Below are 23,184 nucleotides of genomic sequence, written 5' to 3'. Positions count from 1 at the left end.
CTTCATCGCATTAACGCTTTTAAGTAAAACTACTATAACATATTTTTCAGCAAAAAGTCAGTCTATCTTTTTTGATAAAAGAATGTATCGGCTGGAGCCAGGCCAAATTTCTCCGGATTGAAGATTTGCTCGGTGCTGCCGACAAATAGGACTCCATTCTTTTTCAAGCTATGTGCCATTTTTAAATAAAGCTCTTCCTTGGCGCTTTCTGTAAAATAAATAAATACATTGCGGCACACAATTAAGTCAAAGTCTTGTTCATAACGATCAGCCAGTAGATTGTGCTTTTTGAATGTAATATTCTTTTTGATTTCCGCTTTTACTTCATAACTTCTATTTGCATTTTGAGTAAAATAACGATCCTTCACAGATGAAGGTACTTCCTGTAAAGACCTCTCCTGATAGACGCCTTTTTTCGCTTTCTCCAATGCTTTTTCATCAATATCAGTCGCCAGGATCTGAAAGCCGGGAAGACTTTTTTGCTGATCCAAAAGCATGGCAAGCGTGTAAGGCTCCTCACCCGTTGAGCAGGCGGCACTCCATATCTTTAAAGGCTTACCGTTCTTGATTAACGGCAGAATAGCAGTCTCAAGAACTTCCCATCTTTTATAATTACGATAAAATTCTGAAACATTGATCGTCATTCTGTCCAATGTTTCATTTAAGAGGGCTTGATCCTTTTCTAATGCCGCCGCAAAGTCCTTAAAGCTTTGAAACCCCTTTTTCTCATAAAGCGACGTCAGCCTTCTCTTCATTTGTGCTTCTTTATATAATGTCAAATCGACTCCGGTTAATTGTTTCCACTTCGTTGTAAATACGCTGTATGTATCCATCTCTCTACTCTCCCAGTCTCGCTGTCTTTTTGTCCTAGTATAGCTTGTTTTATCAGGAAATTGTATTGTTTCAATAAAAAAATCAGCTTTGCAGCTGATTTTAGATCGTTAGAAAAGGCAGGAGTCTGGTACACCCTGCCAATAAACGCTTTATTCACTTTAATGTAAACCTTTACAAAAGAAAACGAAAACCGACGGCATTACTTGGTGCCGGCTCTGTTACTTATTTTCATTAACGATTAATAGATCCAGCCTGCCATGAGCTGTTGATATGATACTAATTCTTCATTCTTAAAGAAAATGTTAATCTCGCGTTCTGCACTTTCGAGAGAATCAGAGCCGTGGATGATGTTTTTCCCGACAAACATGCCATAATCTCCCCGAATCGTACCAGGCAAAGCTTCTTTAGGATTTGTCTTTCCGATCAGCTGTCTCGTTACTTCAATGACATTTTCGCCTTCCCAAACCATTGCGAATACAGGCCCTGAAGTAATAAACTCAACGAGCTCTCCGAAGAAAGGCTTCCCTTGATGTTCGGCGTAGTGTTTCTCAGCCATTTGTTCAGTCACTCTCATTAACTTGGCACCAGCTAATTGTAAGCCCTTACGTTCAAATCTGGATAAAATATCCCCAATGAGCTGACGTTGGACACCGTCTGGTTTCACCATGATAAAAGTCTTTTCCATCACATTCTCCACCCCATCATTATGTATGTATAGGCTTTCACACTGCACACCGAAATCGTAACATCTTTCTGATAATTAATCAATCCGGGGCGGAGAAATTTCTTAATATCTGCAAAAATTAAAATTTTCTTTTACCGATATATTTTGCGATGGCCGCAAGAGACGAACGTGCACGCCCTCTCGGAAGCGTGTTTAATTTCTCGAAAGCTTTCTGCAAATACATTTCGCTTACTGCCATAGATGCTTCAATTGCATCCGTTTTTTTGATTTCCTCAATGATTGGTTCAAGCTGTTCCTGCGTTGTCTCGCTGTTAATCAATTTAAGCTGATTCTTTAATGCTGGATTTTCCAGAGCATACAGCACTGGCAATGTGACATTCCCTTGAAGCAAATCTCCTCCAACGGGTTTGCCCAGCTCTTCTTCAGTTGAAGTAAAATCAAGGATATCATCAATGATTTGATAAGACATGCCGACGTAATACCCAAACCAGTACAGCGCCTTATGAATCTTTTCATCTGCTCCGGACGCAATGGCACCGAGCTGACAGCTGACCGCGATCAGGAGCGCCGTTTTTCTTTTGATGCGGCGGAGATACGTTCTGAGATTTTGTTCCATGTTGTATTTGTCTTTGATCTGCTCGATTTCCCCAAGACAAACTTCAACAATCGTTTGTGACAAAATCCTATGGGCTTTCGGTTCGTTAATTCTCGTCATCATTTCAAGAGATCCCGCAAGCATATAATCGCCTGTGTACATCGCAATGCGATTATCCCACTTTGCTTTGATTGTCGGCTTTCCTCTGCGAAGCTCCGCATCATCAATGACATCATCATGAACCAAAGATGCCATGTGAATCATTTCCAGAGTGACGGCGACATATTTAATCTTATTAATGTCGTAATCGCCAAACATGCCGGAAAGCAGCACGAAAACAGGCCGAATACGTTTCCCTCCAGCCTGTAGCAGGTGAAGACCTGCCTCGCTTAAAAGCGGATAATCGGAACGTACGGTTTGTTCAAGTTCTCTTTCGATTACATCAATATCGTCATTTAAAAAAGAGTAGGCCATTTTAAATTTCATATCATTCACCCAAACATCTGTGTTTTCATTTCCATCCGATATGCGTGGCAGCGACTCCGCCAGTAAACGAATGATATTTGACATTTTTTAGGCCCGCCTCTTCAAACAGGCCTGCCAGTTCCTTCATTCCAGGGAATTCTCTGGCTGATTCTTGAAGCCAAGAATACTCTTTATAGCTCTTCGCAAACATTTTCCCGAAAAACGGCATAATGTACTTAAAGTACATAAAGTAAGCCTGTCTGAATCCGAACATTTCCGGCTGGGACGTTTCCAGACATACCACCAGGCCGCCCGGCTTCACCACACGTCTCATCTCTTTCAGTACAGTCAAGTAGTCAGGGACATTGCGGAGTCCGAAGCCAATGGTGACATAATCAAATGTATCATCATCAAAAGGAAGCTCCATCGCATTTCCGTGCAGAAGTTCAATTTGGCTGAATCCGCCGTCTTTTACTTTCTGCTGGCCGACACTCAGCATATTTTCACTGAAATCCAAGCCCTTGATCTCACCGCTTTTGCCGGCTGCTTTTGCAAGAGCGATCGTCCAGTCAGCCGTTCCGCAGCAGACATCAAGTGCTTTGGCGCCTTCTTTTACATCCATGATGCGCATCGTTTTGTCGCGCCATTTTTTATGCTGCTGAAAACTGATGACAGAGTTCATTTGATCGTAGTTTTTATATATTTTTTCAAATACTCCGTGTACGCGCTGTTCTTTTGAGTCCTGCATAATGGTTTACCCTTCTTCCACTTTCTGATGATAGGTTTGATCTTGGCTGATTGTCTTCAGACGGTTTAATAAAATGTGCTGAACAGGTGAATTTAGAGGCAAAAGTGACTCAATGCTGTTTTTCGCTTTTTTAAAACAATCTTCTAATATCTCTTCTTTTGTTTTTCCCAGCTGTATAAAACTGCCGATCACATCCAGAAATGTATCATTTCCGTTCATAAGCCGCTTAAATACAAAAAAATCACTCGACAGCTTTTTCCATCGCGGGAGGTTGAAGTGTTCCGCAACCCGATGGAATAAAGCTGATTCAACGATGCCGACACTTTCGAAAAAATCGTGTTCGTCCTTGAAAGAACGGTCATATAGACGAATTTTATGTTCATTGATTTCTTTGATGGCTGTAGCAAGCGTCCGAATCATGTAGATATCCTTCATTTCAGATAGTAGAGAGTAGTACAGCCCGCTGAAATAATCGCCTGCGAGAACAGTCAATTGGCGGTTTTTGTTTTCGTCTCGTTTTATGACTCTGGCTGTCGTCACTTCATCATGGGTATCAAGGGCGCTTTGTACAAGCATCGCTGTTACAATATAATTTTCTCTGTCGTTGTTTTTTATGTCGGCTTCTTCAAATAAAGCATGAAAAAGAAGAAGCTTATCCTCATCAATTTTTGGCGCAGAAATATGCTTCGCTAAATAAGGATGAGACAGCTTTTGTTTTAATTTCGTGTTCAGATTGGCTAAAGTTCCGTAGATGTCTTGCAAAAATATCACCCTTGTCCCCAAATTCACATTTATTTCTTAATCTATGTATGAGTCTTATCTTTTCATTCACTTACGCAGGTATCATTATAGCATAAAAAAAAGAAATTGGCTGTATCCTCCCGCTGTTTGCGAACATTTGCTTTTAACAGCGGGGACAGCCAGCTTATTTTTTTTCGCTTTTCATTTCTCCGTATGCGGTTTGAATGAGTGCCTCTCCTCTGACTTTAATGGCAGAAGTGTGCTCTGTGAACTGAGCGATGATCACTTCTCCCTTGTCGAGTTTTTCGGAATGGTGAAACTTTGTGTCTGTTCCTCTTGTCAGGCCGATCACATTCACTCCGTCCTCAACCGCTTTAATGACGACAAAATCACTTGAATGCTTTTCGTTCATTTATAGCACCCTCTATCTTTATTAGTCCTGGCGTTTAATATGTTCCAATACTTCAGCGCGGGCAGCGGCATCATCTTTGAAAACGCCTCTGACTGCTGAAGTGACAGTTTTTGCACCCGGTTTTCTGACACCGCGCATCGTCATGCACATGTGTTCTGCTTCAACCACTACCATTACGCCATGCGGGTCAAGCGTTTCTACGATGCTTTCCGCAATTGTAGACGTGATGCGTTCCTGAAGCTGCGGACGCTTTGCAACGGCTTCAACGGCACGTGCCAGTTTGCTGAGTCCTGTGACCTTTCCGCCTCGCGGTATATATGCAACGTGTGCTTTTCCATAAAAGGGAACAAGGTGATGCTCACACATAGAATGAAACGCGATATCTTTTACAAGAACAAGCTCCTCATGGTTTTCACCGAAGATAGTCTGGAAATGTTCTTTAGGATCTTCATTCAAGCCGGAGAATACTTCGGCGTACATCTTTGCGACTCTTTTCGGAGTATCAAGAAGCCCTTCTCTATTCGGGTCTTCTCCGATCGCTTCTAAAATTTGACGAACAGCTTGTTCGATTTGCTCTTTATTAACTTCTTTCATGTTCTATGTCCTCCACCAATGAATACATTTAATTTCGATTCTAGCACACATGCCCCGCTAAAAGCAAAGTGAATGCCCTGTCAGGAAGCCCATGCTCTTGAAATATGAAAAGCCCCTTAGAAAGGGGCTTTTCTGTGAAGAAATAAAGTGTATGTAAGCTAGATGCATACACGATCTATATTCACAATTATTTTCCGGCAACTGCGTCTTTAAGCGCTTTACCTGGTTTGAAAGCAGGTACTTTGCTTGCTGGAATTTCGATTTCTTCACCTGTTTGAGGGTTGCGTCCTTTACGTGCAGAACGTTCACGCACCTCGAAGTTACCAAAACCGATCAGTTGGATTTTATCACCGTTTTTAAGTGCATCTAAGATCGTATCAAAAACAGAGTCAACTGCTTTTGTAGCGTCTTTTTTAGACAATTCGCTTGCTTCTGCAACCGCATTGATAAGTTCTGTTTTGTTCATGCCTTTCACCTCCTCCCAAAAGGAATACATTCAGTTCGTTTATTATCATTTCTTCACAGTTCAGTCTGATTCTAAACCTGTCTCAGAAAAAAATCAGAGCAGGCAAGAGAAAGACAATTAAACGGCTTTTTAAGAAAAACTGCACTCTGAGGAATGTTTGTCCAACAAAGTGAAGAATTTCTGTATGTAGAGTAACACATATAAAAAGCCATATCAAGCATTTTAAAGCGTCAATCCCTTGCTCGTCAAGGATTTAACGTGATTTACCGAACAAATATTCCTTTTTTTCCTTTTTTCATCCTATTCCTTGATCCTTTTCCATTATTAAGAGCAAAGAAAAAAGACCTCCCATTCTATAAAGAGGTCTTTCGGTATTACAGGATGATGGCGATTAAGCCGCCTGAACCTTCGTTTATAATTCTTTCTAACGTTTCTTTTAATTTGTACCGTGCGTTTTCAGGCATTAATGACAGCTTTGCCTGAATCCCTTCTCTCACAATTGAGCTCAGTGATCTTCCGAAGATGTCGGAGTTCCAGATGGAGAGCGGATCATCCTCAAAGTCCTGCATTAAATAGCGTACAAGCTCTTCGCTTTGTTTTTCCGTTCCGATAATCGGCGCGAATTCGCTTTCGACGTCTACTTTAATCATATGGATCGACGGAGCGACAGCCTTCAGCCTCACACCAAATCGTGAGCCCTGCCGTATAATTTCCGGTTCATCGAGACTCATATCAGTTAAAGCAGGCGCCGCAATGCCGTATCCCGTCTGTTTGACCATTTTTAAGGCATCGGATACTTGATCATATTCTGTTTTCGCATGAGCAAAGTCCTGCATGAGCTCAAGCAGATGATCTCTTCCTCTAATTTCAACGCCAACGACTTCTTTCAGGATTTGATCATATAATTGGTCCGGCGCATACAAGTCAATTTCAGCGACCCCTTGGCCAAGCTCGATTCCGGCTAATCCGGCACTTTCAATGAACTCAAACTCGCTGAATTGGCCGACAACCCTGTCTACGTCCCGGAGACGCTTAATATCCTTAACCGTTTCCTTTACGGATTCCTGATAGCTTTCACGCAGCCAATGGTTTTCTTTCAGCACCATTACCCAACTTGGGAGATTGACATTCACTTCAAGCACAGGAAACTCGTAGAGGGCCTCTCTAAGCACATTCAGCACATCTGATTCCCGCATGCTTTCCACGCTCATTGCCAATACCGGGATATCATATTTTTCGCTTAAATCCTGGCGCATGGCTTCTGTTTCCGGATGATATGGCCTGACTGAATTGATGACCATAATAAAGGGTTTACCAACCTCTTTCAGCTCTTCAATGACTCTTTCTTCAGCCTCTATATAGTCACCTCTGGCGATATCTCCAATGGTGCCGTCTGTCGTAATGACAACTCCGATGGTCGAGTGTTCTTGAATGACTTTTCGAGTGCCGATTTCAGCAGCCTCATGAAATGGGATCGGTTCTTCGTACCAAGGCGTGTTGATCATCCGCGGACCGTTTTCATCTTCATATCCTTTTGCGCCGGGAACTGTGTAACCTACACAATCTACTAATCTTATATTGACATCGAGTCCGTCTGACACATGAACAGACATCGCCTGATTCGGAACAAATTTAGGCTCTGTAGTCATAATCGTCTTGCCGGCTGCGCTCTGCGGCAGTTCATCCTGCGCACGGGCCCGGTCTGCTTCGTTACTGATATTCGGGAGCACCACAAGCTCCATAAATTTTTTAATGAACGTGGATTTTCCTGTACGGACAGCACCTACGACTCCTAAGTATATATCGCCTCCTGTTCGTTCAGCGATATCCTTGAAAATATCGACCTTTTCCAAGTGATCCCCTCCCGGACTTCCTATCCTTATCAATTTTATTAAACTCTTTCAATCAAACACAGGACACTATATGTGTATGACGTTGTCCTATTTCAATATGACATCTTTAGAAAATTTCCCATCCTCAATCTATCAAAGTATAAAAAAACCTTTCTCCCTATTTGTATGCACGGGAGAAAGGTTCATTCCTATTTCATATCATTTTCTAAAAAAACAGGTTCCTGTTTGTCATTTACCGTATATTTCACCGAAAACGCGGGTACAAAGGGGGTTTCTTGCCAAATCATATCCTGAATTTCAGATCCGGGTTTAAACGTTTTTTTGCTTTTTTTGAGGCAAGAAGCCAGCTCATTCCGGTAATCGGCATATATTTCTCCGTCTCCGTCAATCATAAGCGGCAAGGAATTCCCTGAGATTGGGCTTGTCACTATAAGAGAGCTTCCATCTCCCAGCTTCTTCTCATCGAGTGTAAATAAATCACGTGACAGCACATCCTTGTAAGGAGGATATTGATGCTCCTGGCGGTACATTTGAACACGTAATTTTACGTCGCGGATTTTTTCAGCCATCTTTAGATCAATCAATTTAACAGTCGGATCGTTCTCTACGTCAACAAGCACGTATTGATAGTCTCCCCCGCTTTCATAAGCCGTGCTTGGGGGCTCAGCCATATATCTCGGCGCTAAACGGTTAAAGTCTATCGGATACTTTTGATATAGCGGTGTCGACATATCTTTTGTTTGAATGGGAAGCAGCCCTCCATTTGCCTTTTGAAATTCATCAACAGCAGACTGGACCTGCTTTAGCTGGTCCTGATAAGGAATGGCATGTACACTGCTTTTCCGCTCATTTGGATATAAACAGCCTGATAAAAACACGACTGCCGCAAAAATCATAGCGCACTTCAGTTTACCCATACAGCACTTCCTTTTACAGCTTTATTCATTGACAGGGCCGCTGAATACCACGACAAACACAATAATTCCAGATATGAGCATACACATGAAAGCGAATGACGAAACCGCAATCTTCAAAAAACGGTTTTGACACTTAAAGCGGCTTAAATAGATGGAAGCTACAGCCAGAAACATCAGACCCATGGACCCTAGTGCAAACCACATTTTCATCAATGCCAGACTCAATGACCTGCGCCTCCCCGATATGTATGATGTAAGCGTTATATTTTAATTTTAATATACAGCCCCGGAAAAGATCAACCAGATTTTCCATCCTTTGATAGAACAAAAAAACTGAAGCAAAGAGGGGGACCTTCGCTTCAGTCAATTTGACTATATTCACCTGCACGTTTAAGAAACACTCTCTTGGACTTCGATGCTATAGTATGCGACTTGGCATACAGATGCATCCTCTATTGCCTAAATCGGCAAAATGTTTCAGGAGATCCCAAGACTTGGGTGTCCTTCTGTTTTTCGGGCTTTCGTTCAATTAAGATATGCGATCTCCCATACGATTGACACTTTTACTTCACTTGATTTTCAAACGTATTGACAAGATCCTCCATCTCGTGGGTTTTCCCTCTCGCCATTAAAGATTCAACAGCAGTTTCCACTTTTTGTCCGTTAAATAGAACTTGATGGAGTGCTTCTGTAATCGGCATTTTCACATCATATTTCTTCGAAAGCTGGTAAGCTGCTTTTGTTGTGCGAACACCTTCGACTACCATTCCCATCTCTTCAAGAACGTCTTCAAGCTTGTAGCCTTTTCCGAGTAAATTGCCGGCACGCCAGTTTCTGGAATGAACACTTGTGCACGTCACAATCAGATCGCCTACTCCTGTCAATCCAGAAAACGTCAGGGGATTCCCGCCCATTTTCGTTCCGAGTCTCGCGATTTCGGCAAGTCCTCGTGTAATCAAAGCAGCTTTGGCATTGTCACCATACCCTAAACCGTCTGTAATTCCTGCAGCAAGGGCAATGATATTTTTTAAAGCCCCGCCGATTTCAACGCCGATAATGTCAGGGTTTGTGTACACCCGGAAATTGTGATTAATAAATAAATCCTGCACCTCTTCTGCTGCCCTCATGCTCTTTGAAGATGAAGTAACAGTCGTTGGATGTCGCAGCCCCACTTCTTCCGCATGGCTCGGACCGGAAAGAACAACAATATCTTTTCTGACATCACTCGGGAGCTCAATTTCCATAATCTCAGAAATGCGCAAAAGTGAATCCGGCTCTATGCCCTTGCTGACATGAACAAAGACTGCCTTTTTTGTTATAAAAGGCACAGCCTGCCTCAGCACTTCCCGAATTGCTTTTGTCGGAACCGCAACGATAATGAAATCTGCGTCCGAAACAGCTTTCCCGATATCCGTTGTTGCCTCTATTGATTCTGGAAGCTTGACGTTCGGCAAATAATCCTTATTTTCATGCTGATCATTGATTTGATGAATCAGATCTGCACGGTGCCCCCACATGGTTACATCGTGATGATTATCGGCTAACACTAAAGCCAATGCCGTCCCCCAGCTTCCCGCTCCGAGCATAGTGACTCTTTTCATATTTGCTTCACACCTTTTTATTTTCTAGCTCTTGCAAATATTTTGATTGGTGTCCCCTCAAAACCGAACGCATCTCTGATTCGGTTTTCTAAAAAGCGTTCGTACGAAAAATGCATCAATTCCGGATCGTTTACAAACACAACGAAACTAGGCGGCTTCACCGACACTTGAGTCGCGTAATAAATCTTTAAGCGAGAACCGTTATGAGTCGGCGTCGGGTTCATTGCCACAGCATCCATGATGACATCATTTAAGACATTCGTTTGAACTCGAAGTGAATGGTTTTCGCTTGCTTTGATAATCGCAGGCATCAGTGTATGGATCCGCTTTGTCGTTAAGGCTGACATGAATAGGATTGGCGCATAATCAAGAAATTGAAAATGATCACGGATATTTTCTTCAAATTCTTTCATCGTGCTTTCATCTTTGTCAACAGCATCCCATTTGTTTACGACGATCACGACGGCCTTACCCGCTTCGTGTGCATAACCGGCGATACGCTTGTCCTGCTCAATAATGCCTTCTTCGCCATCCAGCACAACCGCAACGACTTCTGAGCGGTCGATTGCTTTCAGCGCGCGCAGCACACTGTACTTTTCAGTCGTTTCATAGACTTTCCCTTTTTTTCGCATACCGGCAGTATCGACAATGACAAACTCCTGCTGGTTGTACGTAAATGCTGTATCAACAGCATCTCTTGTTGTTCCTGCCACGTTGCTGACAATGACGCGCTCTTCACCAAGCATCGCATTCACAAGTGAGGACTTTCCGACATTTGGGCGTCCGATCAAGCAAAATTGAACAACTTCTTCATCATATTTCGTTTCAGGAATGTTTTTAAAATGCTCTGCAACGGCATCAAGTAAATCTCCTAATCCGAGTCCGTGTGTTCCCGAAATTGGATACGGCTCGCCAAAGCCAAGCGAATAAAAATCATAGATATTCGCTCTCATTTCTGTGTTATCCAGTTTATTAACTGCCAAAACAACAGGCTTTTTCGTGCGGTACAAAATTTTTGCTACTTCTTCATCAGCAGCTGTTACGCCTTCACGGCCGTTCACCATAAAAATAATGACGTCCGCTTCATCCATGGCGATTTCAGCCTGCTGGCGAATCTGCGCTAAAAACGGCTCATCACCGATATCAATACCGCCAGTATCAATCAAATTAAAATCATAATTCAGCCATTCAGCCGAGCTGTATATCCGATCCCTTGTCACACCAGGGGTATCTTCTACTATTGAAATTCTTTCTCCCGCAATCCGGTTAAAGATTGTGGATTTTCCTACATTTGGTCTCCCGACAATGGCTACGACAGGTTTACCCATAGTACCCTTCCTTTCGATCCAGCCGCTTTCATTTTTACATAAATTTTCAACCGGTTATTAAAATCATTTCATTCACTTTTATGAAAAGAAAACCCTTCAGAGGAAGGGCTTAACTCATTTATTATATCAGTTTTTACTGGGATCACAACTATTCTTAGAAATGTTTCACGATCAAATACACGTCATCTCCAATTTTATGCGCTATTCCATCGAGGATCGCCTCAAGATTTTTAGCGAAAAGCTCCATCTCCTTTTGGTCATTGCAAAAAAAGACAGGCGCTCCCCCTGCAGCCCGGTTTCGGTTCGTCGTGATCACAGACAAAATCACTTTCGTGAGAGATTCACTCATCCTATCACCTTATCCTGGTTCTTGATAAATTCTGTCGGCATTCTGATCGCGTTTTCCAAGGTTGGAACATTGCTGATGATCTGAACAGCCGTTTTAGGGTGGTTAATTTGCGGCAGAACAAAGACTGCCACTCTCCCGTCATTTAAATCACGTTTTGCAATGGGGGTCAGAGACGGCTCGCCTGAATCCCGATAAACCCCGAGCACATTGGAAACATCAAATAAAATCGCCTGGCGCTGTCCTAAGTTGGCAATCGTCGCTGCTGAATTAAAGTTTTTCGGCGTTAAAATAAAGCCCATACCATGCTTTAAAATCAGCTCTTGTTTCTCCGGAAGCCCGATATTCATCATATAAATATTATCAACAAACAGTCCCGGACCGTCAAAGTGAGGCTTTATGTACTCGATGTCGACAATATCCTTCAACACACTGCCCGACATAAATTTCATTGCCAGCAAAAAACAAATAACAGCCGCTATGACTGCAGCCCAAATGGATAAAAACACATACGCAGAGGTTGTTAAAAGCGCTGTAAAGATTACGATATAATTTCTGCTTTCAAACGCAATGGCAATTCCCTCAATATATGTGCTTCCCCTTGAAACAAGTTCATATGAATCCATTTGCGTCAGCGTGTTCCGCTCCATGTTTCGGACATCTCTAAATTGCGTCGCTGCCAACGTTAAAAATGTGATGGCCGTAAATTCCTCCTGCAAAAGCGCCGGCATAATGATTGCCCCTAAACCAGCCGCTATCAGCCCTAGTGCAATGTGAATCACTTTCCCATGAACATAGGTCGGATACTGGCGGTAATCCGTTTTGAGCATATAAAGCCTTGTCGCGACTCCGGCAATGACCCCGGCAATAATCGGATAGATGTAATCACTCATGACATTTTGGTAGCTCCTTTGTTAGATCTTTTGCTTTTTTGACCAATCTGGCTTGCGAGCTGTTCGTATTTAGATATGCCAAACAGCAATATCATTCCTGCAGAACAAGCATTCAGCCATTGAAAGCCGCCGACAGCCAAAGTCCCGGCCAACTTTTGAATCACAAATGAATACACTAGTTCGCCTTGGCACATCCCTAAGACAAATAAGGCAAGCTGCTTCTTGAAATCCCTTTCAACCGAAGCTGTCAAAAGCACTATTAATAAAACGGCAGCCCACTCAGGTTTTATGATGAACCAAACCGGATCATATAATGCAAAAAGATAAACAAACGCATACCCGGCAACAAGCGTCAAATAGACCATGAGATATCGAAAACGATACATTCCCAAATACCCGGCATAGACACACCCGCAGACGAAAAACATCATATAAGCAGCATTCAGGGAAAAATATAACGTGATGTCATGTATGCTAAAAATAATATTAGTCAAAATAAAGACAGAGACGGCAAATCGTCTTTTCGTCTTTTCAAAAATAAAGGTTGTCAGGACCCATAGAAACCACATTGACCAATAGTAATAAAATTGTTCCATTTTGCTTCCTCCATATTTCCAGTATGGAGCCCAAGCGCATTTTTTAAACAATCCATCTCACATTAAGGAGCATGATCATGGGAAAAGACAGACAGGAGAAAAAACTCAAAGCTTCGGGCAGAGTCGAATCAGACCGCGATCAGTCCATTCACTATGACGGAGCGACGAGCCTTGAACAAAACGGAAGATTCAAAAAGCGAAAATCATAATATAAAAAGCCCAAAACTCATTAGGTTTTGGGCTTTTATCATTTATCTCATGCTATAGCTGGACGTATCGATCCCTCTCTCTGTGAGCCAGTGATGGGTATCACCTTTGATTACAAGAGGCGCCTTTTGCAAATCAGCAATCGTTCTGGCGCCCAGCACGGTCATAATCATTTTTAATTCCTCAAGGATCAGCTGAATCTCCTCAAGCAGGCCTTCCTCACCGCTGTCAGTCAGCGCTTTTAAAAAGTGTCCTGCCATTCCGGTGCAAGAGGCCCCAAGCGCAATTGCCCTTGCCACATCAAGCGCATCCTGCAGGCCGCCGGAGGCAATCATTGTACTTGCGGGAAACGCAGAACGGATTTCCGCCAAACTTGCGGCTGTTGAAATGCCCCATGAGTTAAAAAAGCTGATTTGCCGCTGTCTTCGGAGATTTTCGATTTTCGAAAAGTTTGTACCCCCGTAGCCGCTAATATCAATAGCTGCAGCACCAGCTTCATACAGTTTCCCTGCTGACTCTTTGCTCATACCAAAGCCAACTTCTTTCACAATGACTGGTACACTGACCTGACTGCAAATTTGCTCTATGCGGCCCAGAGCGCCGCTAAAGCTTCTGTCCCCTTCAGGCATTACAATTTCCTGAATCACATTCAAGTGAATCTGCAGGGCATCTGCTTCAATCATATCAACTGCTTCCTTCGCCTGATCAGCTGTCGCCTCGCTTCCCAAGTTGGCAAAAATCAATCCGTTTGGGTTTACCTTTCGAACGATTTCATACGAAACACGCTCTGAGGGATCTTTTAATGCTGACATTTGCGATCCGACAGCAAGAGGTATTCCAGCTTGACGAGCCGCTCGTGCAAGAGATTTATTAATTTCATATGTAAGTTGTCCGCCGCCGCCAGTCATTGCATTGATAAAAATCGGCGAACTGCTTGAAAGTTCGCCGATTTTTGTGGAAATATCTACTTGTTCTAATGCAAGATCGGGCAGACTGACATGAACAAACGTAATATCATCAAGACCTGTTTCCCGCTTTTGGCCGGTGGACAGGGCATGATTGATGTGTTGTCTTTTCCGTTCTGCTCGAGTCACGTTTATCACCAATTATTTTAGTTTATTCAGCTTATCTCCGATCAAGTCTCCAAGCTGGAAGCCAGTGCTTGTTTCTTCCTTCGCCTGATATTGACGGTAATCCTCTTGATCGGCTTTAGGCGCTTCTTCAAGTTCACGCATGCTTAATGAAATGCGCTCCTCATTTTCATTCACATCAAGAACCTTCACTTTTACAGTCTGTCCTTCTTCAAGGACTTCATGCGGCGTGCCGATGTGTTTATTGGAAATTTGAGAAATATGAACAAGCCCTTCAACACCTGGAAGGATTTCAACAAAGGCACCGAAGCTGACAAGACGCTGCACCGTTCCTTCAAGCACATCGCCAGGCTTCACTTTCTCGCCGATTTGGCTCCACGGTCCAGGCAGTGTATCTTTGATGGATAAAGAAATACGTTCATTATCACGGTCTACGGATAATACTTTCACTTTTACTTCTTGTCCCTCTTCAACAACATCAGACGGCTTCTCTACATGGGAGTGGGAAAGCTGTGAAATGTGTACAAGTCCATCGATACCGCCGATATCAACAAATGCGCCAAAATCAGTCAGGCGCTGCACTTTGCCATCAAGTACACTTCCAACTTCAAGTGACTGAAGAAGTTCTTGTTTTTTATTCGCTTGTTCACTTTCAACAACAGCACGGTGTGAAAGGATGACGCGGTTTTTGTCACGGTCAAGCTCTACAACGAGCAGAGACAGTGTTTTCCCTTTATAGTCAGTGAAATCTTCAACGAAATGCGCTTCAACAAGTGATGCCGGAATAAAACCGCGAACGCCGATATCAACGACAAGGCCGCCTTTCACGACATCTTTTACTTCAGCTTCAAACACTTCTTTTGTTTCAAATTTTTTCTCAAGGTCTTCCCAAGCGCGGTCTGCATCAACAGCACGTTTAGATAAAATCAAAGCATCGTCTTCCACTTTTGTTACTTTCAGGTCAAGCTCGTCGTCTACTTTAACAACATCCGATGCTTTCTCTACATGAAGACTTGATAATTCACTGATTGGAATAATGCCGGACTGTTTGACATTGATAATTTCAACATCCACATGTTTGTCCTCTACCTTTGTCACAATCCCTTTAACTACATCTCCAACCTCTGGCACTTGAACATCAATTTGATTCATTTCCTCTGTCATTTGAATAACCTCCTTGGTCCAAACCTACACTGCTTAATTAAAACGGTTTGAAAGCTGAACATATAAACATGTCCGCTTTTTAGCCGAATATGTATTAAAGAATCATCCAAAAAAGTTTTTTGAATGATCAATAAAAAGTTTTATTAGTATTAACTTCTAATAAAAGGACAGGTTTGTCAAGCAATAACATTCTTTCTTCGTTGAAAAATTCAAAAAAAGTGGCATTTGCCGTAATCAGCGGGACTTTTGTTCGACCGCCTCGAGGATTTTATCAGCTACCTCTTGAATAGAAAGGGATGTCGTGTCGATTTCAAGAGCGTCTTCTGCTTTGCGCAATGGAGATACTTCGCGCTCTGAATCAAGCTTATCTCTTCTTGCAATTTCCTCTATCAATGTTTCATAGTTGACATCGTAGCCTTTTTTCACATTTTCTTCATAACGGCGTTTCGCTCTCTCTTCAACAGATGCCAAAAGAAAAATTTTCACTTCTGCATTTGGCAGCACGTGAGTCCCGATATCACGTCCATCCATCACGACGCCGCCTTTTTCCCCAAGCTGCTGCTGGCGTTTCACCATTTCTTCTCTGACGCTTCTGTGCTTGGCCGCAATTGAAACTTGGTTGCTGACTTCGTCTGTTCTGATCGCCTCAGTTACATCGGTGCCATTAACGAGCACTTTTTGTCCTTCTTTTGCTGTAATCAGTTCAATGTCTGTCCGCTTTAGCAGCTCAGCCAATTTTTCTTCATTTGTCAGATCAACGTTTTCTTGTAAAGCCGCGTACGTTATCGCCCGATACATTGCTCCTGTATCAATATATATGTACGATTTTTTCTCAGCCACAATTTTGGCAACGGTGCTTTTCCCCGCAGCTGCCGGGCCATCAATTGCAATCGATAATTTCTTTTCCATAATTCCTCTCCTTGCTCTTTTCTCCTCTATGGATTGTATCACGAACTTTATGAAAAAGGGTGAAAAATTGACGAATAATTAATGTTTGAAGGTTTCAATCCTATTGTTCTCCTCCATTTTATCCACCCCTTCATATTGAATCACTTTTGATACATAAGGTTCAATATGCTGATAGTGAAAAAGAATCTGGACACCAAGTAAAATGATGGCCTGTATGAACAATAATTTAATCAGCAGTCGTTCAAATGTTTTCAATCGGAGCACCTCCATCACAAATAGTATGGAAGTGTTTGCCGATGTTTATTCCATCCTTGTCTTCCTTCTCTTATTTAACTGGCGCCGGATGCAATATTGAAGCAGGAACTGCTGGTCACTTGCTGCGATTTCAGTAAACTCAAGGGTCATTTTACATTTCCCTGATTTCAGGTCGTCAAAGATTCGTCTGACAACGGCTTCTGTTTCTATTTGACGTGTGTTCTCCTCTTCAGGAAGACTGATGATAAGTCGCAATGATTCCCCGGATTGAAAAGAACGGCCATCAGCTAAAATTACGGCGATGCCGCCTGCGCTGATGTTATAGGAAAGTGTGCGAAACTCTTCTTTATTTGTCGGCTGAATTTGCACATCCAATACCGCATCAGTTCTTACATACTGGCGGCGCTGGATTCGTTTCATTTTTTCACTGGGAGGCACTTCAAGACAGATCATTTGAAGTTTTTCCTTCACTTTACCTTTTATACGGCTTGTAAAACGGTAAGGAACTTCATCTTTGCCCACAAACTCTACCGTTACTTCCATATCGTTATGTAAAATCACAGTTCGCCCTGTAACTACATCAACCGGATATGCAATCAAAAGTTCATTGTTTTCGATGCTGACTGCCTTGCTCTTTGCTTTTTTTAATTCATTTTCTTCTATATATTCTAAAAGTACATTTTCTCCAATCTCTATCATTAACTTCACTCTTTCGTATTCAATATACTCGCTTTTTTATTAAAGCACGTAATGAAAAAAAGGAAAAGACATTTAGTCCTTTCCTACTAGTTTTTATAGGTCTTTATATATAGGCTCTGCATTTTTTAGTTTTTCAACCTTTTCTTCTGATCCGTCCTTGGCGTTAATATACATTCTAAATGTGTCATTTTCAATTGTTCCGAGCATTTCATAGCATAATACTTCTTGGCCAAGTTCATTTGTAATCAAAGCGAGCCTTGTTTCTCTCACTTGTACATTTTTATTTAATTTAGATTTTGCCTCTGCTTCAGTAATAGCCGGCTTGGGTATATCTCTTTTTCTATGGGCTGTTAGGAAGTCTCTTGCTGAAAACCCAACAACCTCACCGTCATCCAAGGCCACTTTCATACGAATCGCTTCCGGATACATCCGGACTTTATTTTCAACAGGGACATATGAAAATACACCTATTTTATCATATTGGGCACTTTCATCAATTTCCAAATCATCTGTCTCATATCCATTTTTCTTTAAAAAGGCAAGTGCACGGTTCGATCCGTCATTCAAGCTGATTTTCTGATCTTTCACTTCTCTGTTTTGAATCAAATATACCGGATGCCCGCCCTTTTTCGTAACATCCATATAAATCGCTGCTTTATGGTCTGGGTCTTTCATGCTGATGCTATAAACGTCACGATTTGTTTTTTTCCCGCTCTTTACTACTTTAATGGAATAATTGTCATCCGGGGCAAAGCGCTCAGCAATTTGTTTTGCTTCTTGTTCGGAAATTTGTTTTCCCTTCAGATGGTCGAAGCCTTTCTCTTCTTTTTTTGTGCTGGTGAAACTCGGGCCGAGATCTGTTCCCGTGGAGAATGCACCAACATTCTTTTCGACAGTTTTAAAGCTGTTGATAATCGTATTATCACTTTGTTTTTCGTCAGAAGCCAGTGCCATCTCCACGTCCATCCAGCGAAGGTTTTTGCTCATGACAAGGTGCTGTACATGACGCAGTTCATTTTGTATATCTTCGGACTGCTGATATAGCTTATTTAGTGATGTATATTCGTTTTTATCAAGCGGCTTTTGTTCTAAATCTCTGACTGACGTTTTATAACTGAAATCCCCGATCTTTGATAATAGCTCTTCTGTTTTGTTAAACGGCATTAATGTAAGCGGCAGCTGGCTGACGCTGTTATGAGCTTCAGATGTAATCCTCCACACATCTATCAATGCAGGTGACAGTGATTTTTGGCTGTTCATGGCAAGTGTTGTTCCGATTTTATCATGAAGCTGATCCATCTGATAGGTAAGTTCATGAAACGCCCGCTGATAGTTATTTTCAGCATGAAGAAGAACTGCGTCTTTTTCCTGGTGCTCCTTGTATCCCCAGTAGCCTGTACCGACTATTGCAATACCGAGCACGGCGATTAAAATTCCTCTGATCATTTATCACACCTCTTTTTATGCTTTCTCATGTCCTGCTACTCACAGAAAATGTGTTTACCGATTCTTTTAATCTGCGGACGTCCCCAAATCCAAGCACTTGTAGCCGTATCCGGGTTAAAATAGTACAGCGCTTCCTCTGATGGGTCCCATCCATTGATAGCATCCAGCACTGCTTCTCTGGCCGTTTCATTCGGTTGCATGTAAATTTGCCCGTCAGCTACTGCTGTGAAGGCTAGCGGCTCAAAAATAACCCCCGCTACAGAATTCGGAAATAACGGGCTGTTCAACCGGTTCAAAATGACTGCTGCAATGGCAACCTGTCCCTCGTACGGCTCTCCCCGGGCTTCGCCATAAACTGCCTGAGAAAGGAGCCTGATATCATTGTTGGAAAATCCGCCAGGCATGTTTGCTGCGACCGCATCCTGTTCTCTTGCTTTTGCAGGTGTATTGTTTTGCTGTTTATTCGCTTTAGGCTGCTGTGTTGTTTTTTCAGCAGGCTGTTTTTGCCGCGCCTCTGCTTGCTGTCTTGCTTTTTGCGTTGCTGCTTTTGAAGGTTTCGTCTGGTATTTCAGCGGAATTTTTCCGTAATGCGTGAAGGTATTCCCTTTATTCAGCTGTTCCATGACATATTCACGGTAGTATTTAGATTTAGATATTAAGGTTTGCTTTGTTTTAGCCCCGACAAGGCCGTCAACCTCTTTTAACCCGAATTGATCCTGAAAGTTTCGAACTGCCCAGTACGTTCCCCATCCATAAACCCCGTCAATTTTTCCGTTGTAGTATCCGTTGTACTGAAGGCGCGCCTGGAGTTCGACCACATCGTCCCCAGTTGCCCCTCTTTGAATGACCTGATTCGAAAAGGCAGAGATGGTTTCAGTATTGATAAACGTCATTATTGTAAAGGAAAAAAGGATGAGACATGCCATAATCGATCCTTTGGACTTCATCTTTTCAAGCCTCCTACAGCAAATTTTTAAGTGTAATCGTATTTTCTGTAACGAGGTTATTTTTATACACTCTTTCCTTGTTATCCCTCAGAACATAAAATCTGTTTTGATAAATCGACACACAAAAAAGCCGCACGGTTACTGTGCGGCTTCTATACTTGCATCATATTGACGGAACGGGCTTTTTTCGCTTTTCGCAAACCAAACCACCATAAAAATAACATAAATGGAAACATATAATAAATCCAATTGCTGAGTGCTGTCAGGATAAAATCATACGATCCATGCAAAAGTGACGGGAGAGCTAAAGAAAGAATAAGCCACTTCACACGCGCCTTATCAGTGGAAAAACGGGCTTTCCCAAGGTAAAATCCCATAATAACTCCTATTAAGGCATGGCATGAAACAGGCAGGAGCGCCCTGACGAACGCATGCTCCACACCGTGGCCAATTAAATAAAGAATATTTTCGAGGGTTGCAAAACCGAGCGATACACTTGCCCCGTATACAATCCCGTCATAATGCTCATCAAAGTGGGCGTGCGGGTAAACACTGACCATCAGAATAAACCATTTTAATGATTCCTCCAAAAACCCTGAAGATAAAAAAGAAACGAAAAAGCTTCCGCCTCCCACATTCTCTTTTTCAAGCACGTACTGGATAAACATTGTGGGAAATACAAGAACAACCCCTAGAAAAAACGACCGAAGCACCATATGTACAGGTTCATTATCATACTGATCTTTTAAATAAAAATAACTTAACAGCGCGATGCCGGGAGCAATTCCTGCAGAGATGATTGCAAACATCAGGCAACCTCTTTCCTTTATATTCCTAAGTCTATCCTACCATGTTGTTTATGATTTTACATCTGTCTAACCTAAAAAAACAAAAAGAGCATACGAATTCATCATATGCTCTCTTCTTTAATGATTTTCTCTTTTTGCGATTTCCGCTGCGATATGTCCTCCGTGAAATCTGCCGTTTTCAATAAATATTTCATTTGCATTGTTCCCTGCAGCAATGACCCCGGCAATAAAAATACCTTTAACGTTCGTTTCCATCGTTTCTTCATTGAAAAACGGGCGTCCTGTTTCTTTATCAATTTCAACACCCATTTTTTCAAGAAATTCATGGTCAGGATGATAGCCTGTCATGGCAAATACAAAATCATTTTTAATGGTGATGAGTTTCTTTTCACCGGAGCGGAATACAACTTCACCCTCGGTGATTTTTTCGACACTAGCGCCAAATTCCATACGGATTGTACCGTTTCTGACGAGCGATTCAAATTCAGGCAGAATCCATGGCTTAATGCTTGGCGAATACTCCTTGCCCCTGTATAAAACTGTGACATGCGCTCCAGATTTTACGAGTTCAAGGGCAGCGTCTACGCTTGAATTTTTCCCGCCGATGACGACAACATCTTTATCAAAGTATGGGTGGCCTTCTTTAAAATAATGAAATACTTTTGGCAAATCCTCACCGGGTACATTCATATAGTTTGGATGATCATAGTAGCCAGTTGCAATAATACAATATGGCGTCGTGTAGGTTCCTTTTGACGTCTCTATAACGAATGTATTGTTTTCCGCTTTCGTCACTTTATGCACCATCTCAAACGCATTTACACGGATGTTTTTCCTTTTGACGACTTCCCGGTAATACGACAAAGCCTGAATTCTGACAGGCTTTCTGTTTTCCGTAATAAATGCCACGTCTCCGATTTCAAGCTTTTCACTTGAGCTGAAAAAGGTTTGATGCGTTGGATAATTGTAAATACTGTTAACGACATTTCCTTTTTCGATGACGAGGGCATCAATGCCAATTTGTTTTAGGTGAATGGCAGCAGATAGTCCGCAAGGTCCTCCGCCTATAATTATTGCTTTTTCTTGAATCATTTCCGTCAACTCCTGCGATTGGCAATTCACTTCATATTTTTCTATTTCCGAATAAAAAAATCTCCTATTTTATCATAGGAGATTTTTTATTTTTATGCAAATCATCAACTTATATCCAGCCTCTAAAACGCGAAGCTTCAGCCATTTTGCGAACGCCGACCATATAAGCAGCGAGTCTCATGTCAATTCTTCGGTTTTTAGCCATTTCATAAATATTGTTAAATGATTTGACCATCATTTTTTCTAATTTTTCTTCTACCTCTTCTTCACTCCAGTAGAAACCTTGGTTATTCTGAACCCATTCAAAATAAGAAACTGTTACGCCCCCGGCACTTGCCAGCACGTCCGGTACAAGCAGAATGTCCCGGTCTGAAAGAATTTTTGTTCCTTCAAGCGTTGTTGGCCCATTTGCCGCTTCAACAACAATTTTAGCCTGGATATTATGGGCATTTTCTTCTGTAATTTGATTTTCAATCGCAGCAGGAACGAGGATATCACAATCCAGCTCCAACAGCTCTTGGTTTGTAATGGTATCGTTGAAAAGCTTTGTTACGGTACCGAAGCTGTCGCGGCGGTCGAGTAAGTAATCGATATCGAGGCCTTCAGGATCATAAAGTCCGCCATACGCATCTGAAATGCCGACAACCTTTGCCCCTGCATCATGCATAAATTTCGCCAAATAGCTTCCCGCGTTTCCGAAGCCTTGGACAACAACACGCGCGCCTTTAATATCGATGCCTTTTTTCTTAGCCGCTTCCTTAATACAGATGGTTACACCTTTTGCTGTCGCAGATTCTCTCCCATGAGATCCGCCAAGCACAAGCGGCTTGCCTGTAATAAATCCAGGCGAATTAAATTCATCAATTCTTGAATACTCATCCATCATCCAAGCCATGATTTGTGAGTTTGTAAATACATCCGGCGCCGGCACGTCTTTCGTCGGGCCGACAATTTGGCTGATTGCTCTGACATACCCTCTGCTCAGACGCTCCAGCTCTCTAAACGACATATCCCTTGGATCACAAACAATTCCGCCTTTACCACCGCCATATGGAAGATCAATTATGCCGCATTTTAAACTCATCCAAATAGAAAGCGCCTTCACCTCTTTTTCTGTTACGTTCGGGTGAAAACGTATCCCGCCTTTCGTCGGACCGACAGAGTCATTGTGCTGCGCACGATAACCTGTAAAAATCTTTACTGAACCGTCGTCCATACGAACAGGTATTTTTACCGTTAATAACCTCATCGGCTCCTTTAACAGTTCGTACACTTCTTCGGGATATCCCAATTTTTCCAGAGCCTTATGTATTACGGTTTGGGTTGATTTTAATACATCAAGTTTGTCCTCTTCTGTATGACCGGTGTTTCGATCGGCTGCCATTTGAGTTAACCTCCTAGAATCTTCTGTTTCTCACATGCTCCCTTTCAGAGAATAGTATACACCTTCATATGATCTGTGCATAGAATAAACGTTATGTTTTTCCATGT

Annotated in this window: 27 protein-coding genes; 1 reads left to right on the top strand and 26 read right to left on the bottom strand. The window is 42.3% G+C overall.

Annotated features, from left to right (window positions below; translation table 11 throughout):
- Positions 1–62: 62 nt before the first annotated feature.
- From cheR to Q5C82_RS12755, 16 genes are all read right to left on the bottom strand, one after another.
- Complete coding sequence (cheR, locus tag Q5C82_RS12830) at positions 63–833, bottom strand: protein-glutamate O-methyltransferase CheR (RefSeq protein ID WP_003225523.1); 771 nt, start codon at positions 831–833, stop codon at positions 63–65.
- 239 nt (positions 834–1,072) lie between these two features.
- Positions 1,073–1,522 (bottom strand): nucleoside-diphosphate kinase, encoded by a 450-nt coding sequence (ndk, locus tag Q5C82_RS12825; RefSeq protein WP_010886554.1) that lies wholly within the window; start codon positions 1,520–1,522, stop codon positions 1,073–1,075.
- Positions 1,523–1,637: 115 nt separating this feature from the next.
- Positions 1,638–2,600 (bottom strand): heptaprenyl diphosphate synthase component II, encoded by a 963-nt coding sequence (gene hepT / locus Q5C82_RS12820; protein WP_003225521.1) that lies wholly within the window; start codon positions 2,598–2,600, stop codon positions 1,638–1,640.
- Positions 2,601–2,625: 25 nt separating this feature from the next.
- Positions 2,626–3,327 (bottom strand): demethylmenaquinone methyltransferase, encoded by a 702-nt coding sequence (gene menG / locus Q5C82_RS12815; RefSeq protein ID WP_003225520.1) that lies wholly within the window; start codon positions 3,325–3,327, stop codon positions 2,626–2,628.
- Positions 3,328–3,333: 6 nt separating this feature from the next.
- Positions 3,334–4,089, bottom strand: a complete 756-nt coding sequence (gene hepS / locus Q5C82_RS12810; RefSeq protein ID WP_003225519.1) for a heptaprenyl diphosphate synthase component 1 — start codon at positions 4,087–4,089, stop codon at positions 3,334–3,336.
- A gap of 163 nt (positions 4,090–4,252) precedes the next feature.
- Positions 4,253–4,480 (bottom strand): trp RNA-binding attenuation protein MtrB, encoded by a 228-nt coding sequence (mtrB, locus tag Q5C82_RS12805; protein ID WP_003225517.1) that lies wholly within the window; start codon positions 4,478–4,480, stop codon positions 4,253–4,255.
- 21 nt (positions 4,481–4,501) lie between these two features.
- The gene (gene folE / locus Q5C82_RS12800) at positions 4,502–5,074 is read right to left on the bottom strand and encodes a GTP cyclohydrolase I FolE (protein ID WP_003225516.1); all 573 of its coding nucleotides are present in this window, start codon (positions 5,072–5,074) and stop codon (positions 4,502–4,504) included.
- Positions 5,075–5,261: 187 nt separating this feature from the next.
- Positions 5,262–5,540, bottom strand: a complete 279-nt coding sequence (hbs, locus tag Q5C82_RS12795) for a non-specific DNA-binding protein Hbs (RefSeq protein WP_003153447.1) — start codon at positions 5,538–5,540, stop codon at positions 5,262–5,264.
- Positions 5,541–5,914: 374 nt separating this feature from the next.
- Complete coding sequence (gene spoIVA / locus Q5C82_RS12790) at positions 5,915–7,393, bottom strand: stage IV sporulation protein A (protein WP_003225510.1); 1,479 nt, start codon at positions 7,391–7,393, stop codon at positions 5,915–5,917.
- Between the two features lie 188 nt (positions 7,394–7,581).
- Complete coding sequence (locus Q5C82_RS12785; RefSeq protein ID WP_003225509.1) at positions 7,582–8,310, bottom strand: hypothetical protein; 729 nt, start codon at positions 8,308–8,310, stop codon at positions 7,582–7,584.
- A gap of 21 nt (positions 8,311–8,331) precedes the next feature.
- Positions 8,332–8,535 carry a DUF2768 domain-containing protein gene (locus Q5C82_RS12780; RefSeq protein ID WP_003225508.1) on the bottom strand — a complete coding sequence of 68 codons (204 nt, stop codon included), beginning with the start codon at positions 8,533–8,535 and terminating at the stop codon, positions 8,332–8,334.
- A gap of 338 nt (positions 8,536–8,873) precedes the next feature.
- Positions 8,874–9,911 carry an NAD(P)H-dependent glycerol-3-phosphate dehydrogenase gene (locus Q5C82_RS12775; protein WP_003225507.1) on the bottom strand — a complete coding sequence of 346 codons (1,038 nt, stop codon included), beginning with the start codon at positions 9,909–9,911 and terminating at the stop codon, positions 8,874–8,876.
- A gap of 17 nt (positions 9,912–9,928) precedes the next feature.
- The gene (gene engA / locus Q5C82_RS12770) at positions 9,929–11,239 is read right to left on the bottom strand and encodes a ribosome-associated GTPase EngA (protein WP_003225506.1); all 1,311 of its coding nucleotides are present in this window, start codon (positions 11,237–11,239) and stop codon (positions 9,929–9,931) included.
- A gap of 154 nt (positions 11,240–11,393) precedes the next feature.
- Positions 11,394–11,588: a hypothetical protein gene (locus tag Q5C82_RS12765; RefSeq protein WP_003225505.1), complete on the bottom strand. Its 195-nt coding sequence runs from the start codon at positions 11,586–11,588 to the stop codon at positions 11,394–11,396.
- Positions 11,585–12,478 (bottom strand): YIEGIA family protein, encoded by an 894-nt coding sequence (locus tag Q5C82_RS12760; RefSeq protein ID WP_003225503.1) that lies wholly within the window; start codon positions 12,476–12,478, stop codon positions 11,585–11,587. Before Q5C82_RS12760 ends, Q5C82_RS12765 begins: the two co-directional genes overlap by 4 nt.
- A complete protein-coding gene (locus tag Q5C82_RS12755; RefSeq protein WP_003225501.1) occupies positions 12,475–13,074 on the bottom strand; it encodes a hypothetical protein in 600 nt (199 codons plus the stop codon). Before Q5C82_RS12755 ends, Q5C82_RS12760 begins: the two co-directional genes overlap by 4 nt.
- A gap of 77 nt (positions 13,075–13,151) precedes the next feature.
- Between Q5C82_RS12755 and Q5C82_RS12750 the strand changes: the two genes are divergently transcribed.
- Positions 13,152–13,283, top strand: coding sequence for a YpzI family protein (locus Q5C82_RS12750; protein ID WP_003225499.1), 132 nt, complete (start codon positions 13,152–13,154; stop codon positions 13,281–13,283).
- Positions 13,284–13,325: 42 nt separating this feature from the next.
- On the opposite strand, the gene fni is transcribed toward Q5C82_RS12750, so the two are convergent.
- The 10 genes from fni to gudB form a co-directional block, all read right to left on the bottom strand.
- Positions 13,326–14,375, bottom strand: a complete 1,050-nt coding sequence (fni, locus tag Q5C82_RS12745) for a type 2 isopentenyl-diphosphate Delta-isomerase (protein WP_003225497.1) — start codon at positions 14,373–14,375, stop codon at positions 13,326–13,328.
- Between the two features lie 12 nt (positions 14,376–14,387).
- Positions 14,388–15,536, bottom strand: a complete 1,149-nt coding sequence (gene rpsA / locus Q5C82_RS12740; RefSeq protein ID WP_003225495.1) for a 30S ribosomal protein S1 — start codon at positions 15,534–15,536, stop codon at positions 14,388–14,390.
- A 234-nt stretch (positions 15,537–15,770) separates the two neighbouring features.
- The gene (gene cmk / locus Q5C82_RS12735) at positions 15,771–16,445 is read right to left on the bottom strand and encodes a (d)CMP kinase (RefSeq protein ID WP_003225493.1); all 675 of its coding nucleotides are present in this window, start codon (positions 16,443–16,445) and stop codon (positions 15,771–15,773) included.
- Positions 16,446–16,523: 78 nt separating this feature from the next.
- Positions 16,524–16,700, bottom strand: a complete 177-nt coding sequence (locus Q5C82_RS12730) for a YpfB family protein (protein WP_003225491.1) — start codon at positions 16,698–16,700, stop codon at positions 16,524–16,526.
- 45 nt (positions 16,701–16,745) lie between these two features.
- Entirely contained in the window at positions 16,746–17,399 is a 654-nt protein-coding gene (locus Q5C82_RS12725; protein WP_003225488.1) for a flagellar brake protein, read from the bottom strand.
- A 93-nt stretch (positions 17,400–17,492) separates the two neighbouring features.
- Positions 17,493–18,845, bottom strand: coding sequence for a germination protein YpeB (ypeB, locus tag Q5C82_RS12720; protein ID WP_003225487.1), 1,353 nt, complete (start codon positions 18,843–18,845; stop codon positions 17,493–17,495).
- Between the two features lie 35 nt (positions 18,846–18,880).
- Positions 18,881–19,792, bottom strand: a complete 912-nt coding sequence (gene sleB, locus Q5C82_RS12715; RefSeq protein WP_003225485.1) for a spore cortex-lytic enzyme — start codon at positions 19,790–19,792, stop codon at positions 18,881–18,883.
- 152 nt (positions 19,793–19,944) lie between these two features.
- On the bottom strand, positions 19,945–20,601 hold the full coding sequence (prsW, locus tag Q5C82_RS12710) for a glutamic-type intramembrane protease PrsW (protein ID WP_003225483.1): 657 nt from the start codon (positions 20,599–20,601) through the stop codon (positions 19,945–19,947).
- Positions 20,602–20,718: 117 nt separating this feature from the next.
- Positions 20,719–21,693, bottom strand: a complete 975-nt coding sequence (locus Q5C82_RS12705; RefSeq protein ID WP_003225481.1) for a YpdA family putative bacillithiol disulfide reductase — start codon at positions 21,691–21,693, stop codon at positions 20,719–20,721.
- Between the two features lie 109 nt (positions 21,694–21,802).
- Positions 21,803–23,077, bottom strand: a complete 1,275-nt coding sequence (gene gudB, locus Q5C82_RS12700) for an NAD-specific glutamate dehydrogenase (RefSeq protein WP_003225477.1) — start codon at positions 23,075–23,077, stop codon at positions 21,803–21,805.
- Positions 23,078–23,184: the final 107 nt, after the last annotated feature.

The organism is uncultured Bacillus sp. (genome assembly GCF_958411575.1).
Taxonomy (GTDB): Bacteria; Bacillota; Bacilli; order Bacillales; family Bacillaceae; genus Bacillus; species Bacillus spizizenii.
Note: the sequence above shows the minus strand (reverse complement) of the source record. Positions and strands in the feature narration are given on the sequence as shown.